Annotated in this window: 14 protein-coding genes; all 14 read left to right on the top strand. The window is 72.9% G+C overall.

Annotation, left to right across the window (positions count from 1 at the left end; all coding sequences use genetic code 11):
- Nucleotides 1–17 precede the first annotated feature (17 nt).
- Nucleotides 18–479 (top strand): Holliday junction resolvase RuvX, encoded by a 462-nt coding sequence (ruvX, locus tag AB0K25_RS29170; protein WP_208569476.1) that lies wholly within the window; start codon nt 18–20, stop codon nt 477–479.
- Nucleotides 476–1,711 (top strand): endolytic transglycosylase MltG, encoded by a 1,236-nt coding sequence (gene mltG, locus AB0K25_RS29165; protein ID WP_219469668.1) that lies wholly within the window; start codon nt 476–478, stop codon nt 1,709–1,711. Before ruvX ends, mltG begins: the two co-directional genes overlap by 4 nt.
- Entirely contained in the window at nt 1,708–2,517 is an 810-nt protein-coding gene (locus AB0K25_RS29160; RefSeq protein ID WP_363823755.1) for a shikimate dehydrogenase, read from the top strand. Before mltG ends, AB0K25_RS29160 begins: the two co-directional genes overlap by 4 nt.
- 280 nt (nt 2,518–2,797) lie before the next feature.
- Nucleotides 2,798–4,303, top strand: coding sequence for a family 16 glycosylhydrolase (locus AB0K25_RS29155; RefSeq protein ID WP_363823754.1), 1,506 nt, complete (start codon nt 2,798–2,800; stop codon nt 4,301–4,303).
- A 115-nt stretch (nt 4,304–4,418) separates the two neighbouring features.
- On the top strand, nt 4,419–5,654 hold the full coding sequence (locus AB0K25_RS29150; RefSeq protein WP_363823753.1) for a hypothetical protein: 1,236 nt from the start codon (nt 4,419–4,421) through the stop codon (nt 5,652–5,654).
- 311 nt (nt 5,655–5,965) lie between these two features.
- The gene (locus AB0K25_RS29145) at nt 5,966–6,805 is read left to right on the top strand and encodes a phosphatase PAP2 family protein (protein WP_219469682.1); all 840 of its coding nucleotides are present in this window, start codon (nt 5,966–5,968) and stop codon (nt 6,803–6,805) included.
- A gap of 91 nt (nt 6,806–6,896) precedes the next feature.
- Complete coding sequence (locus AB0K25_RS29140) at nt 6,897–7,841, top strand: glycosyltransferase (protein ID WP_357535848.1); 945 nt, start codon at nt 6,897–6,899, stop codon at nt 7,839–7,841.
- Nucleotides 7,842–8,062: 221 nt separating this feature from the next.
- A complete protein-coding gene (locus AB0K25_RS29135) occupies nt 8,063–9,982 on the top strand; it encodes a delta-60 repeat domain-containing protein (protein ID WP_219469688.1) in 1,920 nt (639 codons plus the stop codon).
- Between the two features lie 191 nt (nt 9,983–10,173).
- On the top strand, nt 10,174–11,811 hold the full coding sequence (locus AB0K25_RS29130; protein WP_219469691.1) for a hypothetical protein: 1,638 nt from the start codon (nt 10,174–10,176) through the stop codon (nt 11,809–11,811).
- Nucleotides 11,804–12,736, top strand: a complete 933-nt coding sequence (locus AB0K25_RS29125) for a glycosyltransferase family A protein (protein ID WP_219469693.1) — start codon at nt 11,804–11,806, stop codon at nt 12,734–12,736. Before AB0K25_RS29130 ends, AB0K25_RS29125 begins: the two co-directional genes overlap by 8 nt.
- Nucleotides 12,729–14,963 carry a hypothetical protein gene (locus tag AB0K25_RS29120; RefSeq protein WP_363823751.1) on the top strand — a complete coding sequence of 745 codons (2,235 nt, stop codon included), beginning with the start codon at nt 12,729–12,731 and terminating at the stop codon, nt 14,961–14,963. The genes AB0K25_RS29125 and AB0K25_RS29120 overlap by 8 nt, the downstream gene beginning before the upstream one ends.
- Nucleotides 14,960–16,567, top strand: a complete 1,608-nt coding sequence (locus tag AB0K25_RS29115) for a polysaccharide biosynthesis C-terminal domain-containing protein (RefSeq protein WP_219469700.1) — start codon at nt 14,960–14,962, stop codon at nt 16,565–16,567. Before AB0K25_RS29120 ends, AB0K25_RS29115 begins: the two co-directional genes overlap by 4 nt.
- A 13-nt stretch (nt 16,568–16,580) precedes the next feature.
- A complete protein-coding gene (locus AB0K25_RS29110; protein WP_219469702.1) occupies nt 16,581–17,468 on the top strand; it encodes a sulfotransferase domain-containing protein in 888 nt (295 codons plus the stop codon).
- 99 nt (nt 17,469–17,567) lie between these two features.
- A partial coding sequence (aroC, locus tag AB0K25_RS29105; RefSeq protein WP_363823749.1) for a chorismate synthase occupies nt 17,568–18,265 on the top strand: 698 nt, incomplete at its 3' end.

Here is an 18,265-nt window from a genome sequence, read left to right as displayed (position 1 = left end):
GGGGAGGGTGACCGACGGTGAGTGAGTTGTCCCGGGGGGTCCGGTTGGGTGTCGACGTCGGGCAGGTCCGGGTGGGGGTGGCCCGCTCCGATCCGCACGGGATCCTGGCCACTCCGCTGGTCACTCTGGCCCGGGATCTGACCACCGGCCCGGACGCGGTGCCCGGTGACCTTGCGCAGCTCGCGCAGCTGGTGGCCGAGCACGAGGCCGTCGAGGTCGTCGTCGGGCTGCCGGTCAATCTGGCGGGCCGGCAGGGGCCGGCGGCCCAGCACGTGTTGGCGTACGTGCGCCGGTTGACCGAGGTGATAGCGCCGGTTCCGGTGACGCTCACCGACGAGAGGATGTCAACCGTCGTCGCGTCTCGTAGGCTTGCCGAGCGTGGCGTCCGGGGAAAGCGCCAACGTGCGGTGGTGGATCAGGCCGCCGCGGTCGAGATCCTGCAGAGCTGGCTGGAAGCGCAGCGGAGGCGGACGGAATGATCGACGATCTGGACCTCGGGTTCGACGAGCAGGAGAGGGGGGAGAAGGGCCGGCACCGGCGTGGCTTCGTCAGCCGACGCAACGGCGCGTCGGGTGGCGGCAAGTCGGGCGGCGGGCACCTGAAGACGATCTTCGCTCTGTTCATGGCCCTGGTGCTGCTGGGTGGCATCGGGGGCGGGGCCTTCTACGGCTTCGACCGGATCCGTAACCACTTCATCACGCCGGACTTCGACGGCCCGGGCACCGGTGAGGCGCTGGTCGACGTCAAGCAGGGCGACACGGCCACCGACATCGGCAACTCCCTCTATGACGCCGGTGTGGTCAAGAGCACCAAGGCCTTCGTCGAGGCGGCCGACGACAACGCGCTCAGCAAGAACATCCAGGTCGGCCGGTACAAGGTCAAGAAGGAGATGCGCGCCTCCGACGCGCTCGCCCTGTTGCTGGATCCGAAGAGCCGGGTGGTCAACGGGATCACCATCCCCGAGGGCATGATCACCCTGGCGATCTACGACCTGCTGGCCAAGGAGACCAAGATCCCGGTCGCCGAGTTCAAGGCCGCCGCGAAGGACCCGGTCAAGTTGGGCGTGCCGGAGTTCTGGTTCAACCGCAAGGACGGCAAGAAGGGGCCACGGAGCCTGGAGGGCTTCCTCTACCCGGCCACCTACGAGCTGCCGCCGAAGGCGACCGCCCCGCAGATCCTGTCGCTGATGGTGGACAAGTTCCTCGACGTGACCGGGGAGATGAAGTTCGTCGAGACGGTCGAGGCCGACCGGGGCATCTCCCCGTACGAGGCGTTGATCACGGCGTCGATCGCGCAGGCCGAGTCGGTCAACCACGTGGACATGCCGAAGGTGGCCCGGGTGATCTACAACCGGGTCTACACCGACCGCTACCACTGCAAGTGTCTGGAGATCGACAGCGCGATCAACTACTGGCTGCGGTTGCAGGGCAAGAACCCGAAGGATTCCGACATCCTCAAGCAGTCCGAGCTGAACGACCCGAAGAACCCGTACCGGACGCACGGCGCGGACGGGCTGACCATCACCCCGATCAGCAACCCCGGCGAGGACGCCCTCAAGGGGGCGATGAGCCCGCCCAACGGCACCTGGGTCTATTTCATGACCGTCGACAAGAAGGGCACCATGGGCTACGGGACGACCGACGCCGACTTCCGTGACCTGCAACGCCAGATGTGCACCAACGGCGTGCTGAGCGGAGAGAACTGCCGGTGAGGGCTGCGGTGCTCGGCCGGCCGATCGCGCACTCCCTCTCCCCGGTGATCCACAACGCCGGTTACGCCGCAGCCGGGCTCGACGGCTGGTCGTACACCCGGATCGAGTGCGGGGCGCAGGAGCTGCCGGCCCTGGTCGCCGGCCTGGGACCGGAGTGGGCCGGGTTGTCGGTGACCATGCCGGGCAAGGAGGCCGCGCTCGCGGTGGCCGACCGGGCGTCGCCGGTCGCCACCGCCGTCGGCGCGGCCAACACGCTGGTACGGCGTCCCGACGGCTCCTGGTACGCCGACAACACCGACGTCTCCGGCATGGTGACCGTGCTGACCTCGACCGGGGTGCCGGCCGGGGCCGCCGTCACGGTGCTCGGCGCCGGGGGCACCGCCCGGGCCGCCCTGGCCGCCGCCGGTGGGCTCGGCGTGACCACGGTGACCGTGGTGGCCCGCCGCCCGGCGGCGGTGGCGCAGCTGCGGCCGGTGGCGGCGGCCGTCGGGGTGGACCTGGTCCCCGTGGCCTGGGCCGACGCCGCCGCGTACCTGCGCGCCGACCTGGTCGTCTCCACCGTGCCGAAGGGGGTCGCCGACCCGTTGGCGGACGGGGTCGACTGGGGACCGTCCACGGTGTTCTTCGACGCGTTGTACGACCCGTGGCCGACCCCGCTGGCCGCCTCGGCGCTGGCCGCCGGCCGTCAGGTGCTCTCCGGGCTGGATCTGCTGCTGGCCCAGGCCGTCGGCCAGTTCACCCAGTTCACCGGGGTGCCGGCACCGGTCGAGGCGATGCGCGCGGCGCTGGCGGCGGCCCGCCGCTGACCCGCCCTCCCGTCGGGCCGGCCGGTCCGGCGGGCGTTCCCCGCGACCCTGCCCGGCCGGTCAGGAGCGGCCAGGATGACGGCGAACCGCATCGCCGACTTTCCGGTCAATCAGGCGTAACCTCGGGAAGCCGGCATTCGTTGGCTCGCCCGCCGAAAAGCAACCCCGGCTGCCTTATTCTTTGGTTAAGTCCTGTCGCCACCTTGATTTCACCCCTGCCACAGCCGCCCGTGGTGGTTACGCTGCTGCCGGTAATCGTCGCCCACCCGGGGAGAGTTCCTTGAGCAGGCACGGAATCCACCGCGCCCTTCCGGCCATCACCGGCCGACGCAAGGCGGTCGTCCTCAGTGTCCTGAGCGTCACCGCAGTCGGCGGCATCGTGGCCACGATGATGCCGCTGATCGCCGCCGAGGTGCCGCCGATCGTGCTCTCCGCCGTCGCGGACACCACGGCCACCCAGGTCCCGCAGGACGGCGACAACGGGGTCAAGACCACCCTGGCCAGCTGCCCGCAACTCTGCGACGGCAACCGGGTCGGCCAGCGCGACGCCGTCCTGGAGTTCCAGGTGCGTGGCCTGCCCGCCGACGCGGTGAAGGTCAAGGCGTCCCTGCGGGTGTACGCCTGGCAGCAGTTCACCTCCCGGGTCCGGGCGCACGCCGCCGAGGGCACCGCGGTCGGTACCGGCGCGTGGCACGAACGGCCCGTCCTCGGCCCGGCGCTGGCCACCGTCGACCGGGTCGCCCAGGGCTACAACGAGTGGGACGTCTCCGGCGCGGTCAGCGGCAACGGCCAGGTCACCTTCGCCCTGACCCAGGAGAACTGGAACACCCGCATCTACTGGGCGTCCCGGGAGAACACGAAGGCCACCATCCGGCCCAGCCTGGTGGTGACCTACCAGCGGGGCGGCCGGCCGCCGACCCGGCCACCGGCCACCACGGCCCCGCCGACCACCGCCGCCCCGAAGCCCACGCCGACGCGTACGGTGGCGCCGTCGCCGACCCGGACGGTCGGCCCGCCCGCGCCGACCACGGCCGCCCCCCGCCCCACGCCGACGGTCCGCCCCGGCACGGACGTGCCCGGCTGGCGGCTGGTCTGGTCCGACGAGTTCACCGGGCCCACCGTCGACCTGAAACGGTGGAACCTGCGCGACAACGAGGGCCGCGACATCGACAAGGGCTGCAACGTCGACGACGCGGACAACACCTTCGTCGCCGACGGGGTGCTGACCCTGCGCGCCCAGCGGGAGACCGCGGTGTGCAGCTCGCAGACCCGGCAGTACACCCAGAGTTACCTGGACACCATCGGCAAGGCGTCGTTCACCTACGGCCGGTTCGAGATGCGGGCCAAGTCGCCCAACGGGCCGACCGACTCCAAGGGCCTCTGGCCGGCGTTCTGGCTGCGCCCTGACGACGGCGGCAAGGGCGAGATCGACGTGGTGGAGCTGCCCGGAGGGTCGTCCCTGCACGGGGCCGCCACCCAGGCGATCTTCTACGACTACACGCCGGTCAAGCAGGACCAGCGGTGGGACTTCCCGACCGGCTACCCGGGTGACGGCTTCCACACGTACACCACGGAGTGGGAGCCGGGGGTGATCCGCTGGTACATCGACGGCCGGCAGGTCTGGCAGCGCGACCGCAGCACCACCCCGTGGTTCGACGAGGCGTTCAACAAGCCGTTCAACCTGCGGCTGAACTTCCAGGTCGGCGGCTGGCTGGGCGACCCCGACGCGGCCACCCGCTTCCCGGCCGACTTCCGGGTCGACTACGTCCGCGTCTGGCAGCGCTGACCCGGACCGGGCACCGTACGCCGCCCGGTGGGCCTCGGCCCGCCGGGCGGCTGCTTGCCCGCTGCCCCTATCGTGTCCGCCAGCGCGCGGCGGTCGGGCGGGACAGGGGGAGGGCATGACGGTGGCGACGGACCCGCGGACCCGGCAGGACGGCCTGGGCTGGGTGACCCGGGCCATCTTCGGTGACCCCCGGCTCTGGCTCGGCAGCCCGCCCGACCCGGTGCCCGCCACCCACCGCCCGGCCGTCCGGTACGCCGTGGTGCCCTCGGTGGAGCGGGCCAGGTTCCTGCTCCCGCTCGTCTCCCGCCGGGTCGGCGCGGCGTCGACCCTGGCGTACAACGCGCTGCGCCCGCCCCGGGTGCGGGCCAACCGGTTGGCCGTCGGGATGCTGGCCGGGCTCGGGGCGACCGGGCTGGCCCGGATGCCGGTGCTGACCGTCGCGGTGCCCACCGACGCCGATCCGGCCGAGTTGCTGCTCGCCGAGCACCTGGGCCGGCTGGCTGGCCGACCGCTGCACGCCGCGATCGGCATCCGGCCGCCGGACCCGCACCACAAGCCGACGTTGCAGCTCTTCGACGACCGGGGCGCCGCGCGGGCGTACGCGAAGATCGGGTGGAACGACGCGACCCGGGCGATGGTCCGCGCGGAGGCCGCCGCGCTGCGGGATCTGCCCCGCGACGGCGGTGACTTCCCGGACGTGCCCCGGCTGCTGGACGAGGTGAGCTGGGGTGACCTGGCGGTGACCCTGGTCGAGCCGATGCCGGCCCGGATCCGCAGGCCGCGTCACCCGCTGCGCCCGGAGGTGGCCGCGATGCTGGCGGTGGCCCGGCGCGGTGGCCCGGCGGCGGCCCGCCGCCCATTGCGCGGCTCGGCGTTCCTGGCCGATGTGACCGCGCGGGCCGCGACCGCCGGTGGTCCGGTGGTCGGGGCGCTGGCCGCCCTCGTCGACCGTGACGGCGACCGGCCGGTGGAGTTCGGGCACTGGCACGGCGACTGGGTGCCGTGGAACCTCGGCCGGCACCGGGGCCGGTTGGTCGTCTGGGACTGGGAGAACAGCGGTGCCGACCGGCCCCTCGGGTTCGACCTCGCCCACCAGGGTTTCCAGAGCGCGTTGTCGCTGGCCGGCCGGGACGTGGCGGGGGCGACCGGCGAGATGGTCGAGCTGTTGGACCGGCACGGCCCGGCGTTCGGCCTGGACCCGGCGGGGCGTCAATTCGTCGCCGACGCATATCTCGTCGAGCTGTGGTTGCGGACGGCGGAACTGGCAGCCGGCGGGGGCGGCTGGAGTGCGAAGTTGCATCCCGCACTGCTGCACACGCTCGCCGACCGGCTGGGCTCACCCCGCCCCTGACCGGCGGTTTCTCCCGGTGAATGGGACAAGTGTCGGGGTCCCGACCGGAAAAACGGCGAAAAGCCCACACTGCCGTCACCGCCGCTACCGAAGCCGGCTCACGTTCCATTAGGGTGGCCCCACTCGATGACCACTGGCCGGCGACGGCGTGGTCGGTGCGGCCCGGGACGGCGTGGGGACCTCGTCCGGGGTGTGGGGAGGCCCGGCCGATGGCCGGCACAATCAGGGAGCACGATGGGATCGTCACGCGTCAATCAGTTCGGGGTCACCTGCGCCCCGGCCGCCGGCCGTTCGGGCGGCGGTGACCCCAGGTGACCATCGTCTACGTGTTAGCCGTGTTGGCCGTGCTGGTGCCCCTGCTGACAGTTCCGGTGCTGGCGGCCCGGTGGGCGTCGGCCGTCGACACCGGCCGGACGGCCGAACGCTTCCGGATCGCCCTCGCCGGGCTGACCGCCGCGTTCGGTCGGACCGGGGCGGCGCTGGTGGTGCTGCTGGCCGGTGCGGCGGCGGTCGTCGCCGTCTGCTGGCCGCTCGGTGAGGCGATCTCCCGGCTCGAACCCCACGTCGACCACCCCGTCTTCGACTACGTGCACGCCCACCGGGTCGGCTTCTGGGAAGACGTCAACCTGTTCATCTCCCCGATCGGCGACCGCTACCCGCTCAAGTGGGTGACCGTGGTGGCCGCGATCGGCTTCGCTATCGCCTGGCGTCGCCGCCGCTGGTGGATTCCGCTGGTGGCGATGCCGTTGCAGTTCGTCGTCGAGCAGTACACCCAGACGATCCTCGCGAAGGTCGTCGACCGGGGCCACCCGCCGACCGACCTGGGCACCTACCCCTCCGGCGGCTGCGCCCGGGTGCTGATGACCTTCGGCACCATCCTGGTGCTGGCCGCGCTGACCTGGCGGATCCCCCGTCGGGTGCTGATCGGCCTGGTCACCGCCCTGGCGGTGCTGGTCACGGTGGAGGGCTACACCCGCATCTACGCCGAGAAGCACTGGCTCACCGACGTCTTCGGCGGCTGGTTCTTCGGCACCCTGCTGACCGGCGTGATGGTGCTCGCCGTGCTGGTCGCCGACGGCCGGGTCCGCCCGCCGGGGACGCCTGCCGACCCGGCACCGCGCAACGCCGACCGGCTGACCACCGGTACCTGACCCCCTCCCCCGTCCGGACCGGCGCTACCCCTCCCCGCGCCGCGACGGACCCGGCCCCCACCACTCCTCGAACGGAAGTTGGGCCACCACCGTGACCACCCTCCTCGTCGCCTCCACCGGTGGGCACCTCGCCGAGCTGCACGATCTGCTGCCCCGGCTCGGGGTGCAGGACGACTGCGTCTGGGCGACGTTCGACTCCCCGCAGAGCCGCTCGCTGCTCCACGGACACGAGGTCATCCACGTGCCGCCGGCCGCCACCCGGGACCCGGTCGGTGCGCTGCGCGATCTGCTGGCCGCCCGCCGGGTGCTCTGCGGCGGACGGTTCCGCCGGGTGGTCAGCACCGGTGCCAGCGTCGCCATGTCGTTCTTCCTGCCCGCCGTGCGGCACGGCCTCGACTGCCACTACATCGAGAGCGCCACCCGCACCGAGGGCCCGTCGCTGACCGGTCGGCTGGTCGCCCGGGTGCCCCGGACCCGGCTCTACACCCAGTACCCGGGTTGGGCGGGCGGCCGGTGGCGCTACGGCGGTTCCATCTTCGACGGCTACCTGCCCGCACCCGCCGCCCCGCGCCCGGTCTCCCGGATCGTGGTGACCCTCGGCACCCAGTCCCGCTTCGGCTTTCCGCGCCTGCTGCAACGCCTGGTCGACGTGGTGCCCCCCGAGGCGGAGGTGCTCTGGCAGGTGGGGTCGACCCGCATCCCCCGGATGCCGGCCGGGGCCCGCCGGCAGGTGCCGCACGCCGAGATGCAGCAGGCCATGCGGGAGGCCGACGTGATCGTCACCCACGCCGGGGTCGGTTCGGCGCTGGCCGCGATGCGGGCCGGCCGCCGTGCCGTCTACGTGCCGCGCCGGGCCCGGCACGGCGAACACGTCGACGACCACCAGGTCGAGATGGCCCGGGAACTCGACCGGCGGGGCCTGGTGCTGGCCCGGGAGGCCGACGCCGTCACGGCCGACGACCTGGCCAGCGCGGCGTCCTGGACGGTCACCACCACCGGCACGGTCCCGCCGTTCCGGTGGGCGGAGCCGGCGTGAGGCCGGCCGGGACCGGGCAGGCCGGTGACGGGTCCCGCCGGTCGATGCGCAATCCTCGTCCTCCGTGGGTCGCCCGGACGCGACCCGTACGGCAGGACCGGACCGAGCCGGTGGTCGAGTGGACCGGTCGGTTGATGGTGCGAAATGTCCGGGCAGAGCAAGCTACGCGTGATCTCACTTCATTTTTGGGGGCGCCAGTGCTTCACAGAACGTCTCGACCGGTGTGGCGGCGGTGGTTCGCCGCTCTCGCCGTACCGGTGCTCGCGGTCAGCCTGCTGGCCGCGCCCGCCCACGCGGCGGACCTCACCCCGGTGACCAGCACTCTCACGTCGGCGAACCCGGCGGACAACATTCCGCACGCGCAGGACGGCGACACCAAGGCGTTCGCCGAGATCGGTAACACGATCTACGTGGGTGGCTCGTTCACCTCGGTCAAGGCCGCCGGGGGCACGAGCTGGACCTCCCGCAACTACCTGTTCGCCTACGACCGCAGCAGCGGGGCGTTGAAGGCCGACTTCGCCCCGACCCTGGACGGTGCGGTGCACGCCCTCGCGGTGAGCCCGGACGGCAAGCTGATCGTCGGCGGCGCGTTCAAGAACGTCAACGGGGTCAGCCGCAAGAACCTCGTCCAGCTGGACCCGGCCACCGGCGCGACGATCACCGGCTGGGTCGGCCGCAGTGACGGCGGACTGGTCCGCCGGACCGTCGTGGTCGGCAACAAGCTCTACATCGCGGGCGCGTTCCACTGGGTCAACGGCACCGAGCACTCGCTGCTGGCCCGGCTCGACGCGACCACCGGTGCGATCGACCCGAGCTTCCAGATCGACGCCAGCGTCGCCCGGGCCAGCAGTGAGCTGGTCTGGGGTCTCGCCGTCGCACCCGACAACAAGACCCTGGTCGCGGTGGGCAACTTCACCGAGGTCAACGGCCAGCCCCGCAACCAGGTGGTGGTCGTCGACCTGGACGGCACCCCGGCGGTCGCCAACTGGAGCACCCAGCGCTACGTGGCGCCCTGCTACAGCGGCTCGTTCCCGTTCTACGCCCGGGACGTCGACTTCTCCGACGACGGCTCATACTTCGTGATCATCGCCGACGGTGGCCGGGGCGACGGGGCGTACTGCGACGCCATCGCCCGGTTCGAGACCGCTGACCGGGGTACGGCCCTGGACGCCACCTGGGTCAACTACACCGGCACCGACTCGGTGACCTCCCTCGAGGTGGCCGACAACGTGGTCTACGTCGGCGGTCACTTCCGCTGGCTGAGCAACGCCAACGGCAACGACTCGGCCGGCAGTGGCGCGGTCAACCGGTTCGGCCTGGGCGCGCTGGACCCGATCAACGGCCTGCCGCTGGTCTGGAACCCGACCCGGTCGGGCGCCCCGGCGGGCACCACCACCTGGGGCCCGATCATGTGGGAGCTGTGGCGGGGCAGCACCGGCCTGTACGCCGGCTTCGACTCCGACGGGCTGGGCAACGAGTACCACGGGCGGATGGGCCTGTTCCCGCTCGCCGGTGGGCGTACGGTCGCGGCGACCAACGCGCCGACGGCGTCGTCGGGTTACCTGTACGTCGGCACCGGCAACGGGCAGACCACCCGGGTGCCGTTCGACGGCAGCACGCTGGGCACGCCGGCGGGCAGCGCGCAGGCGAACCTCACCGCGGCCGGCGCGGCCTTCTCGGTCGGCAACAAGCTCTACTGGTCCAAGACCGACGCGACCGCCGCCGGTGGCAGCTACCTGGGTGTGTCGATGTTCACCGGCGGTTCGGTGGGCGCACCCTGGGTCAGCAGCGGCTACAACGACTGGTTCAACCCGGCGACCATGGCCGGCGCGTTCTACCTCGACGGCCGGATGTACTACACCAAGGCCGGCACCAACAAGTTGTTCTACCGCTACCTGGAGCCGGACGGCTACGTGGTGGGCTGCACCGAGTTCACCCTGCCGAGCGTGGGCCTGAACTGGGGCTCCGTGCGGGGGATGGCCTGGGTCAACGGCAAGATCGTCTATGGCAACACCAACGGCTCGCTGCGCGCCGTGCCGTTCGACGAGGTCGCCGTCGACGGCGCCGCCTCGGTGGAGATCGCGCCGGCCGGTGCCGGCGTGGACTGGTCGAGCAAGACGCTGTTCTTCGCCACCTCCTGACCCACCTTTGGTACGGGCGGTCCGCCGGTGTCCCCGAGGCACCGGCGGGCCGCCCGTCGCGCAGGGGACCGGTCGGCTGTCGACCATAAGTGAACGGTCGGCGACAATAGGACGACCGGCGGCTCGCACCGGGGCCGACGTCCGGCCCACGCCGACCTGCCCACCCCCCTCATCGCTAGAGGACCTGACTGATGGACGTGACCGACGTCACTCCCGCCCGGCAGCGCCCGGTCGGCCTGGCCGAGTTGGCCCGTATCCCGGTGCGGCGGTGGCGCACGGTGCTCGCCGCCACCGGGTTGGTGCTGTTACTGGTGGCCGCCTACCTGCTGGTCTTTCCCGCCACCTACACCGCCACCACGGCCGTGGTGGTCCGCCCGGTGGTCACCGACCCGTTCTCGGTGCCCTCCGGTGGTGCCGACCGGGCGGTCAACATGACCGCGGAGAGCGGGATCGCCACCAGCAACGGGGTCATCGACAAGGTCGCCTCGATCACCGGCCGGGACACCACCGGCGTGGCCGACGCGCTCACCGTGGAAACCCCGGTCGGTGGACAGGTGATGCGGTTCAGCTACTCCGGGCACAGCGAGGCCGAGGCGGTGGACGGCGCGAACGGCGCCGCCGAGGCGTACCTCGAACTGCGCAAGGGGATGTACGAGAACCAGCGCGCCGCTGTGCTCAAGTCGTACGACGACACGATCGCCCTGGTCACCAGCCAGCGCACCACCACCCAACGGTCGTTGCCGGCCAACCAGAACTCCTCCACCCCGTCGCCGCGCACCAGCGCCCTGCTGGACCAGCTGCGGGCGCTCAACGACCAGCTGGCGACCCTCGCCGAGCAGCGTTCCAAGATCGGCTCGGCGGATCTGAGCCCCGGATCGGTCACCAGCGCCGCCCGCGCCCCCGTCCCGTCGAGCCGGGACGCCGCCCCGCTGATCCTGGTCGCCGGGCTGCTCGGCGGGCTGCTGGTCGGCGGTCTGGTCGCCTTCGTCCGGGAGTCCATGGACCGCCGGGTGCGTACCGCCGACGAGGCGTCCGCGCTGGTCGGCGCCCCGCTGCTGGGGACCGTCGGGCGGGACCGCTCCGGGCGGCTCTCCGACACCGACCTGCGTTACCTGGTGCTGGCCCTGAGCCGCTGGGTGGACGGGCCGAGACCGCTGCCGCTGGTACTGCTGTCCAGCGCCGCCGACGAGCGACGCGAACAGGTCACCGCCGGGATCGCCGCGGCGCTCGCCCAGGGCGGGCACGAGGTGCGGCTCGGGGTGGCCCCAGAGAGCCGGGACCGGATCCGGCCGTTGCTCCAGGACGCCCAGCGCCGCCACCCGGCCACCGAACCGACCCGCCCCCGGGTGCCCCGCCCGCGCCCGGCGCCCAGCGCCGTCCCGGCACCGGCGGCCACCGCCCCGATGGGCAGCCCGGAAGACACCATGATCATCCAGCCGGTCCGCAAGCCCCGGCCGTTCCCCACCGAGGACCCGAAGAACGGCGGGGTCTACCGCTCCACCACCACCTCGGCGGACAAGACCGAGATCATCCCCCGGGTGCTGCCCAAGGAGACCCCCACGGTCGACGGTGAGGAGCTGCGCATCGGGTCCGGCGCGGTGCACCTGGTCCCGCTGGACGCCCCGACCGGCGGTGGCGTCACCGTGATCGACGCGCCTCCCGCCCTGCACGACGAGCGGGGCGTGCGAGCCGCCCGGGAGGGCCGGGCCGTGCTGGTCGCCGCCCGGGACAAGACCCGCACCGGCCGGCTGAGCCAACTGGTGGAACGGCTGCGCGCGGTGGGCGTCGAGCCGGTCGGATTCGTGGTGACGGGAGAGAAACGTGACTGAGTCGACGGCCGTCGGGCAGCACCCGCCGGTGACCGTGGTGATCGCCACCCGGGACCGGCCCGGCCTGCTGGAACGGGCCGTGGGTGCCGTGCTCGGCCAGGACTACCCCGGCCCGGTGGAGTGCATCGTCGTCTACGACCACACCGACCTGCGCGAGCTGGCCGTGGACGTCCCGGCCGGCCGTAGCCTCCGCTATGTCAACAACGCCCACCGGCAGGGCCTGCCCGGCGGTCGCAACACCGGCGCCGACGAGGCCACCGCCGACCTGGTCGCGTTCTGCGACGACGACGACTTCTGGCTGCCGGCGAAGCTGCGCCGGCAGGTCGAGCTGCTGGCGCAGCGCCCCGACGCCGCCGCCGCGAGCTGCGGCATCCGGCTGGAGGGCCCCGGCATCGCCAAGGAACGCCAACTCGACCGGGCCGAGGTCACCCTCCCCGACTTCGTCGAGGACCGGATCATGGAGGTGCACTCCAGCACCATCCTGATCCGCCGCTCGACCTGGGACGCCATCGGCCCGGTCGACGAGGAGCTGCCCGGCGGCTACGGCGAGGACTACGAGTGGCTGCTGCGGATCGCCGCGCACGGCCCGGTGGTGATCGTGCCCGAGGTGCTGGTGGTGGTCGACTGGCACGGCGGATCGTTCTTCTTCGGCCGCTGGGCGACCATCGTCGAGGCCACCCGCTACCTGCTGGACAAGCACCCCGAGCTGGCGGGCAGCCGGACCGGCCTGGCCCGGCTGCACGGCCAGATCGCCTTCGCGCTCGCCTCCGGCCGACGGCGGCGGGAGGCGGTCCGGGAACTCGGCCGGGTGGTCCGGCTCAACCCCCGGGAGAAGCGGGTGCTGGTGACCGTCCCGGTGGTGCTCGGGCTGCTCTCCGGGGAACGGGTGCTCCGACTGGCCCAGCGTCGGGGTCGAGGTGTCTGACCGGCGGCGTCGGGCCGGCACGTCGCCGACCGGACTGCCGCCGCTGCCCACCTGGCCGCTGTTGGCCATGTTCGGGTTGATGCCGCTGTGGTGGGCGCTCGGCGGCTTCTACCTCGGCTGGTCGGCGTTCGGACTGGTGCTGCTGGGCCTGATGGTCACCCGGGGCCGGGTGGCGTTGCCCGCCGGCACGGCCTGCTGGATGGTGCTGCTGGCGCTGGTGCTGCTCAGCTTCACCCGGCTGGACCGGGCCACCGCCTACCTCACCTCCGGGTTGCGGCTCGGCTTCATGGTCACCGCCCTGATCGTCTGCGTGTACGTCTACAACCTGGTCCGCGACGGCGTCCCCTGGGCCCAGGTGCTCCGCCCCCTCGGCTGGTACTGGCTGGGCGTGGTCGCCCTGGGCTGGCTGGCGGTGCTGGCACCCCGCTTCCAGCTCACCACCCCGATGGAACTGCTGCTGCCGGGCAGCATGTCGGGGGAGCGGTTCATCCAGGCGCTGACCCACGTGCGGGCCAACGAGTTCAACCCGGTCTCGCGCGCCCCGATCTACCGGACCGCTGCGCCCTACCCGTACACCAACAACTGGGGCACGGCGTACGCGCTGCTGGTGCCGTGTGTGCTGGCGTACCTGACGTCGGTGCGTACCGGCAAGTTCCGGGTGGCGCTGCTGGTGTCGTTGCCGCTGTCGATGGTGCCGGCGTTCATGACCCTCAACCGGGGCATGTTCCTCGGCCTCGGCGCGGGACTGACCTACCTGGGCCTGCGGGCGCTGGTACGGGGCAACGCCAAGCTGATCGCCTCGATCGGCGGGCTGGTGCTGCTGGTCTGGGTGGTCAGCCTGGTGGTGCCCGTGCAGGAGCTGATCGACAACCGGGTCAGCAGCACCGACACCAACGTCGACCGGATGGACCTCTACGTGCGTACCCTCCAGGCCGTCGAACGCTCGCCGCTGCTCGGGTACGGCGCACCCAACAGCGTCGACACCACGCTCGCCGAGGAGCCGCTGGGCACCCAGGGCATGATCTGGCAGGTGCTCTACAGCCACGGCATCCCGGCCCTGGTCGCCTTCCTGGCCTGGCTGGTGCTGATCGCCAAGCGGCTCGCCGGCGCGGTCTCCCCGGCCGGGCAGTGGCTGAGCACCATCCCGGTGATCGCCCTGGTGGTGATCCCCGTGTACGCCTACATCGACCCCAACATGTCGGTGATCTTCTATGCGGTCGGGGTCGGGTTGGCGGCGGTCAGCGGGCCGGTGAACCGCCCGGTGACCCTCGCGCCCGGAGTCGTCGAGCCCCGCGCACCCCGCCCCACCGCGGCGGCCTCCGGCCCGCCGACGGCGGCGCTCACCGGCCCGCCGACGGCGGCGACCGGAACGGCATCCGTGCCGACCAGGGCATCGGCCACCGTCCCGCCCCCCAGCGCCACCGGCACCGCCCCGGCCACGCGTGGCCGAGCCACCGCCAGCGTCCCGTCCCCGCCCACCAGGGTCACGGCCAGCGCTTCCCCGTCCGCCCCCCGGGGCGCGACCCCACCCCCGACCCCGGTCCCGCCCCGCCCTGCGGCCCCAGCCCTGGCCCCGGCCCCGAGCCGAGTTCCAACCCCGGGCCCGAGTCCGGTTCCGAATCCGGCCCCAGGTCCGGCTTCGGCACCCGCTGCGGACCCGGCTCCCGCTCCCGCCGGCCGGAGCGCGTCGCCGTCGGCCCCGGCCCCGGCCTGGCCCCCGCTCCCGGCTCCCGCTTCCGTTCCGGCTCCGGCTCCGGCTCCGGCTCCGGCTCCGGCTCCCGCTCCGGCTCCCGCTTCCGCTCCGGCTCCGGCTCCCGCTTCCGCTCCGGCTCCGGCTCCCGCTTCCGCTCCGGCTCCGGCTCCCGCTTCCGCTCCGGCTCCGGCTCCCGCTCCCGCTCCGGCTTCCGCTGCTGCGCCGCACCCGGTGCCGGCCGCCACCCAGGCTTCGGTCCGGCCGTCGGTCCCACCGTCGGTGTCGGCCGCTACCCAGGCTTCGCCCCGGCCGCTTTCACCGCCGCTGCCCGCTGCCGCCCAGGCTTCGGCCCGGCCGTCGGTCCCATCGCCGACCTTGGCCCCGGCTCCGGGCGGCGGGTCCCGGCCGGGTGGCGGGGTGGACGCACCCACCGTGGTGCAACCGGCCCGGCCCGACGGGCCCACCCCACCGGTCCGGACCGCCACCCGGACCGCAGACCAGACCGGCACCGAGGACGGCAGGGAGCGGACATGAGCCATCCGGGCACCGGGACCGGGACCACACCCGCGGCTCCTCGGCAGGTCGACCGCCGTGCCACGGCGGCCGACGCACCGGCCGGGCCGGTGGCGGACACCTCCGACGCGGCGAGCGGCGCCGGGGAGGTCCGCCGCAGCGCCCGCAGCGGCGCGGTGGGGCTGGTCGGCGCGGCGGTCAACGGCGCGCTGGGTTTCCTGCTCACCGTGGTCATCGTGCGCGGTTTCGGCACCGACGGATCGGGTGCGCTGTTCACCGCCATCGGTGTGGTCTCCATTCTGGGCGCGATCTGCTGCGCCGGTGCGGACACCGCGCTGGTCTGGGCGCTGCCCCGACGCCGCACCGGTGTCGACGGTGACGCCGCCCGGCTGCTGCCGGTGGCGTTGCTGCCGGTGCTGCTGCTCACCGGGGTCGTCGCGACGGTGGGCGCGTTCACCGCCGACCGGCTCGCCCCGGTCTTCTTCGAGCGGTCGGACGGGCCGACACTGCTGCGGCTGGCGTTCCTCGCCCTGCCGGTCACCGTGGCGATGACCGTGCTGCTCGCCGCCGTCCGGGCGGTCCGCCCGGTGACCGCCGTGATCGGCATCCAGTACGTGCTGGTGCCGCTGGCCCGACCCGTACTGCTGCTGGCGACGGTCGCCACCGGGGCCGGGGTGGCCGTCGGGTTCGGCGGTTGGCTGCTGCCGGTGGCGTTGGCCGTGGTCGCCGCCGCCGTCCTGCTGCTGCGTCCGCTCGGGGTGCTGGCGGGGGCGCGGCTGCGGCCGGACGGCGCGGACTGGCGTACCCTCTGGGGCTTCGCGCTGCCCCGGGCGGTGTCGGCGGCGATCGACGCGAGCAGCATGTGGGTCGGGGTGTTGCTCACCGCGGCGCTGGCCGGTGCGGACGAGTCAGGTGTCTTCGGCGCGGTCGGCCGGTATGCCCTGGCCGGGCTGCTGATCATGCAGGGGTTGCGGGTGGCCGTCGCGCCCCAGCTCTCCCGGCTGCTCGGGCAGGGGCGCACCGCCGACGCGGCGCTGGTCTACCGGCGGGTCACCGTCGTGATCATCCTGCTGTCCTGGCCGGCGTACCTGCTGCTGGCGGTGTTCGCGCCCGGGTTCCTCAGCCTCTTCGGTGACGGGTTCACCGTCGGGGCCGCCCCGCTGGCGGTGCTCGCCTTCGCGATGCTCGTCAACTCCGGGGTGGGGATCGTGCAGACCATGCTGCTGATGAGCGGCAACAGCACCCGGCACCTCCAGGCCACCGTGGTGGGGCTGGCGCTCACCGTCGGCCTGGGTTTCCTGCTCATCCCCGACCACGGGGCGCTCGGCGCGGCGTACGCCTGGACGGCCGGCGTGGTCGCCGAGAACGTGCTGGCCGCGATCGCCGCCCGGGTGGCGATCGGCGAGCCGCTGCTCACCCGGTCGGTGGGTTGGGCGGCGCTCGGGGCCGGCGGCGGTGCGGCCGTGGTGGCGGTGCTCAGCGCGCTGGTCGCCGGCCGGGGCGTGGCCGGTCTGGCGCTGGCCCTGGCGGTGCTGGCGGTCGTCGCCGCCGGGCTGCTGCTGGACCGGCGGGTCCGGGGTACGGTCCGGGCCGCCGTGACGATGCTCAGGCCGAAACCGGCGTGACGAGAGGGAGACGATGACGATCCGCGACCGCCTCAAGGGTGTGGTCCCGCACCAGGTCACCCACCAGGTACGCAGCTCGCTGGTCCGGTACGGCGAACGCACCAGCGACCGTCGGCCGCTGCCCGACTTCCTGATCACCGGCACCAAGCGGGGCGGCACCACCTCGCTGTGGCGCTACCTGCTGGCGCACCCCCTGGTGCCCCGGCTCTTCCCGGCCTGGAACACCAAGACCTCGCACTACTTCGAGGAGAACTGGGGTCGGGGCGAGGCGTGGTACCGCTCGCACTTCCCGACCGTGCGGCACCGGCAGGCCCTGGAACGTCGGCACGGCGGGCCGGTCCGCGTCGGTGAGGCCGCCCCGCTGTACATGTTCCACCCGCTCGCCGCGCAGCGGGTAGCCGAGCTGATGCCCGACGTCCGGTTGATCTTCCTGCTCCGGGACCCCGTGGAGCGGGCGTACTCGCACTGGAAGGAGCGGCGCACGGAGGGCAAGGAGCCGTTGGACTTCGTCGAGGCGCTGGCCCGGGAGGAGGAGCGGACGGCGGGGGAGCGGGAGAAGCTGATCGCCGACCCGACGTACTTCAGCGAGGCGTACGACTGGTACACCTACCGGGCCCGGGGCCGCTACCTGGAGCACCTGACGCCGTGGCTGGACCGGTTCGACCGTTCCCAGCTGCTGATCCTGCCCAGCGAGACGCTGTACGCCGAGCCGGCCGCCACGTACGCCCGGGTGTTGGACTTCCTCGGTCTGCCCCCGCACCAGCTCGCCGCGTACGAGGCGCACAACCACCGCCGCAGCAGCGCCATGCCCGAGCAGGTACGGGAAGAGTTGAGCGTGCACTTCGCCCCGCACAACGCGGCGTTGGAACAACGACTGGGTATGCGCTTCGACTGGTCGTGAACCCGGTCGGCGGCCCGCCCGGCGCAGCTCGGCGTCCGCAGGGCGGGACGGACCGGACAGGGTGCCGACGCCGGCACCGGGCGTGACAGACTGACCGTCGTGTTGCGTTGGCTGACTGCAGGTGAATCGCATGGTCCGGCTCTGGTGGCGTTGTTGGAGGGGGTTCCCGCCGGGGTGGTGGTGACTTCTGGTGACATCGTGGGTGAGTTGGCGCGTCGTCGGTTGGGTTATGGCCGGGGTGCGCGGATGGCGTTCGAGCAGGATGAGGTCGAGGTCGTCGGTGGTCTGCGGCACGGCGTCACGCTGGGCAGTCCGGTCGCGATCCGGGTGGGGAACTCGGAGTGGCCGAAGTGGCAGACGGTGATGGCCGCCGACCCGGTGGATGCGGACGAGTTGGCGAGTCAGGCCCGGAACGCTCCGCTGACCCGTCCCCGGCCCGGCCACGCCGACCTGGCCGGCATGCAGAAGTACGGTCACACGGATGCGCGGCCGATTCTGGAGCGGGCCAGCGCCCGGGAGACGGCTGCGCGGGTGGCCGTGGGCACCGTGGCGAAGGCCCTGGTGAAGCAGGCCCTCGGCATCGAGATCGTGTCGCACGTGGTGGAGCTCGGCTCGGTGGCCGCGAAGCCCGGTTTGCGGCCGGTGCCGGAGGATGCTGAGCGGATCGACGCGGACCCGTTGCGGTGTCTCGATCCGGACGCGAGTGTCCGGATGGTCGCTGAGGTGGATGCTGCGAAGAAGGCTGCTGACACGCTGGGTGGGGTGGTGGAGGTGTTGGCGTATGGGGTGCCGCCGGG

Source organism: Micromonospora sp. NPDC049257, from assembly GCF_040678915.1.
Classification (GTDB): domain Bacteria; phylum Actinomycetota; class Actinomycetes; order Mycobacteriales; family Micromonosporaceae; genus Micromonospora; species Micromonospora antibiotica.
The sequence above is the reverse complement of the archived record's forward strand: the minus strand, read 5'-3'. Positions and strand labels throughout refer to the sequence as shown.

Coding starts and splice junctions, on each gene's coding strand:
- AB0K25_RS29150 (WP_363823753.1), top strand. CDS start 4,419: ATGACGGTGGCGACGGACCCGCGGACCCGGCAGGACGGCCTGGGCTGG.
- AB0K25_RS29110 (WP_219469702.1), top strand. CDS start 16,581: ATGACGATCCGCGACCGCCTCAAGGGTGTGGTCCCGCACCAGGTCACC.
- mltG (WP_219469668.1), top strand. CDS start 476: ATGATCGACGATCTGGACCTCGGGTTCGACGAGCAGGAGAGGGGGGAG.
- AB0K25_RS29130 (WP_219469691.1), top strand. CDS start 10,174: ATGGACGTGACCGACGTCACTCCCGCCCGGCAGCGCCCGGTCGGCCTG.
- AB0K25_RS29115 (WP_219469700.1), top strand. CDS start 14,960: ATGAGCCATCCGGGCACCGGGACCGGGACCACACCCGCGGCTCCTCGG.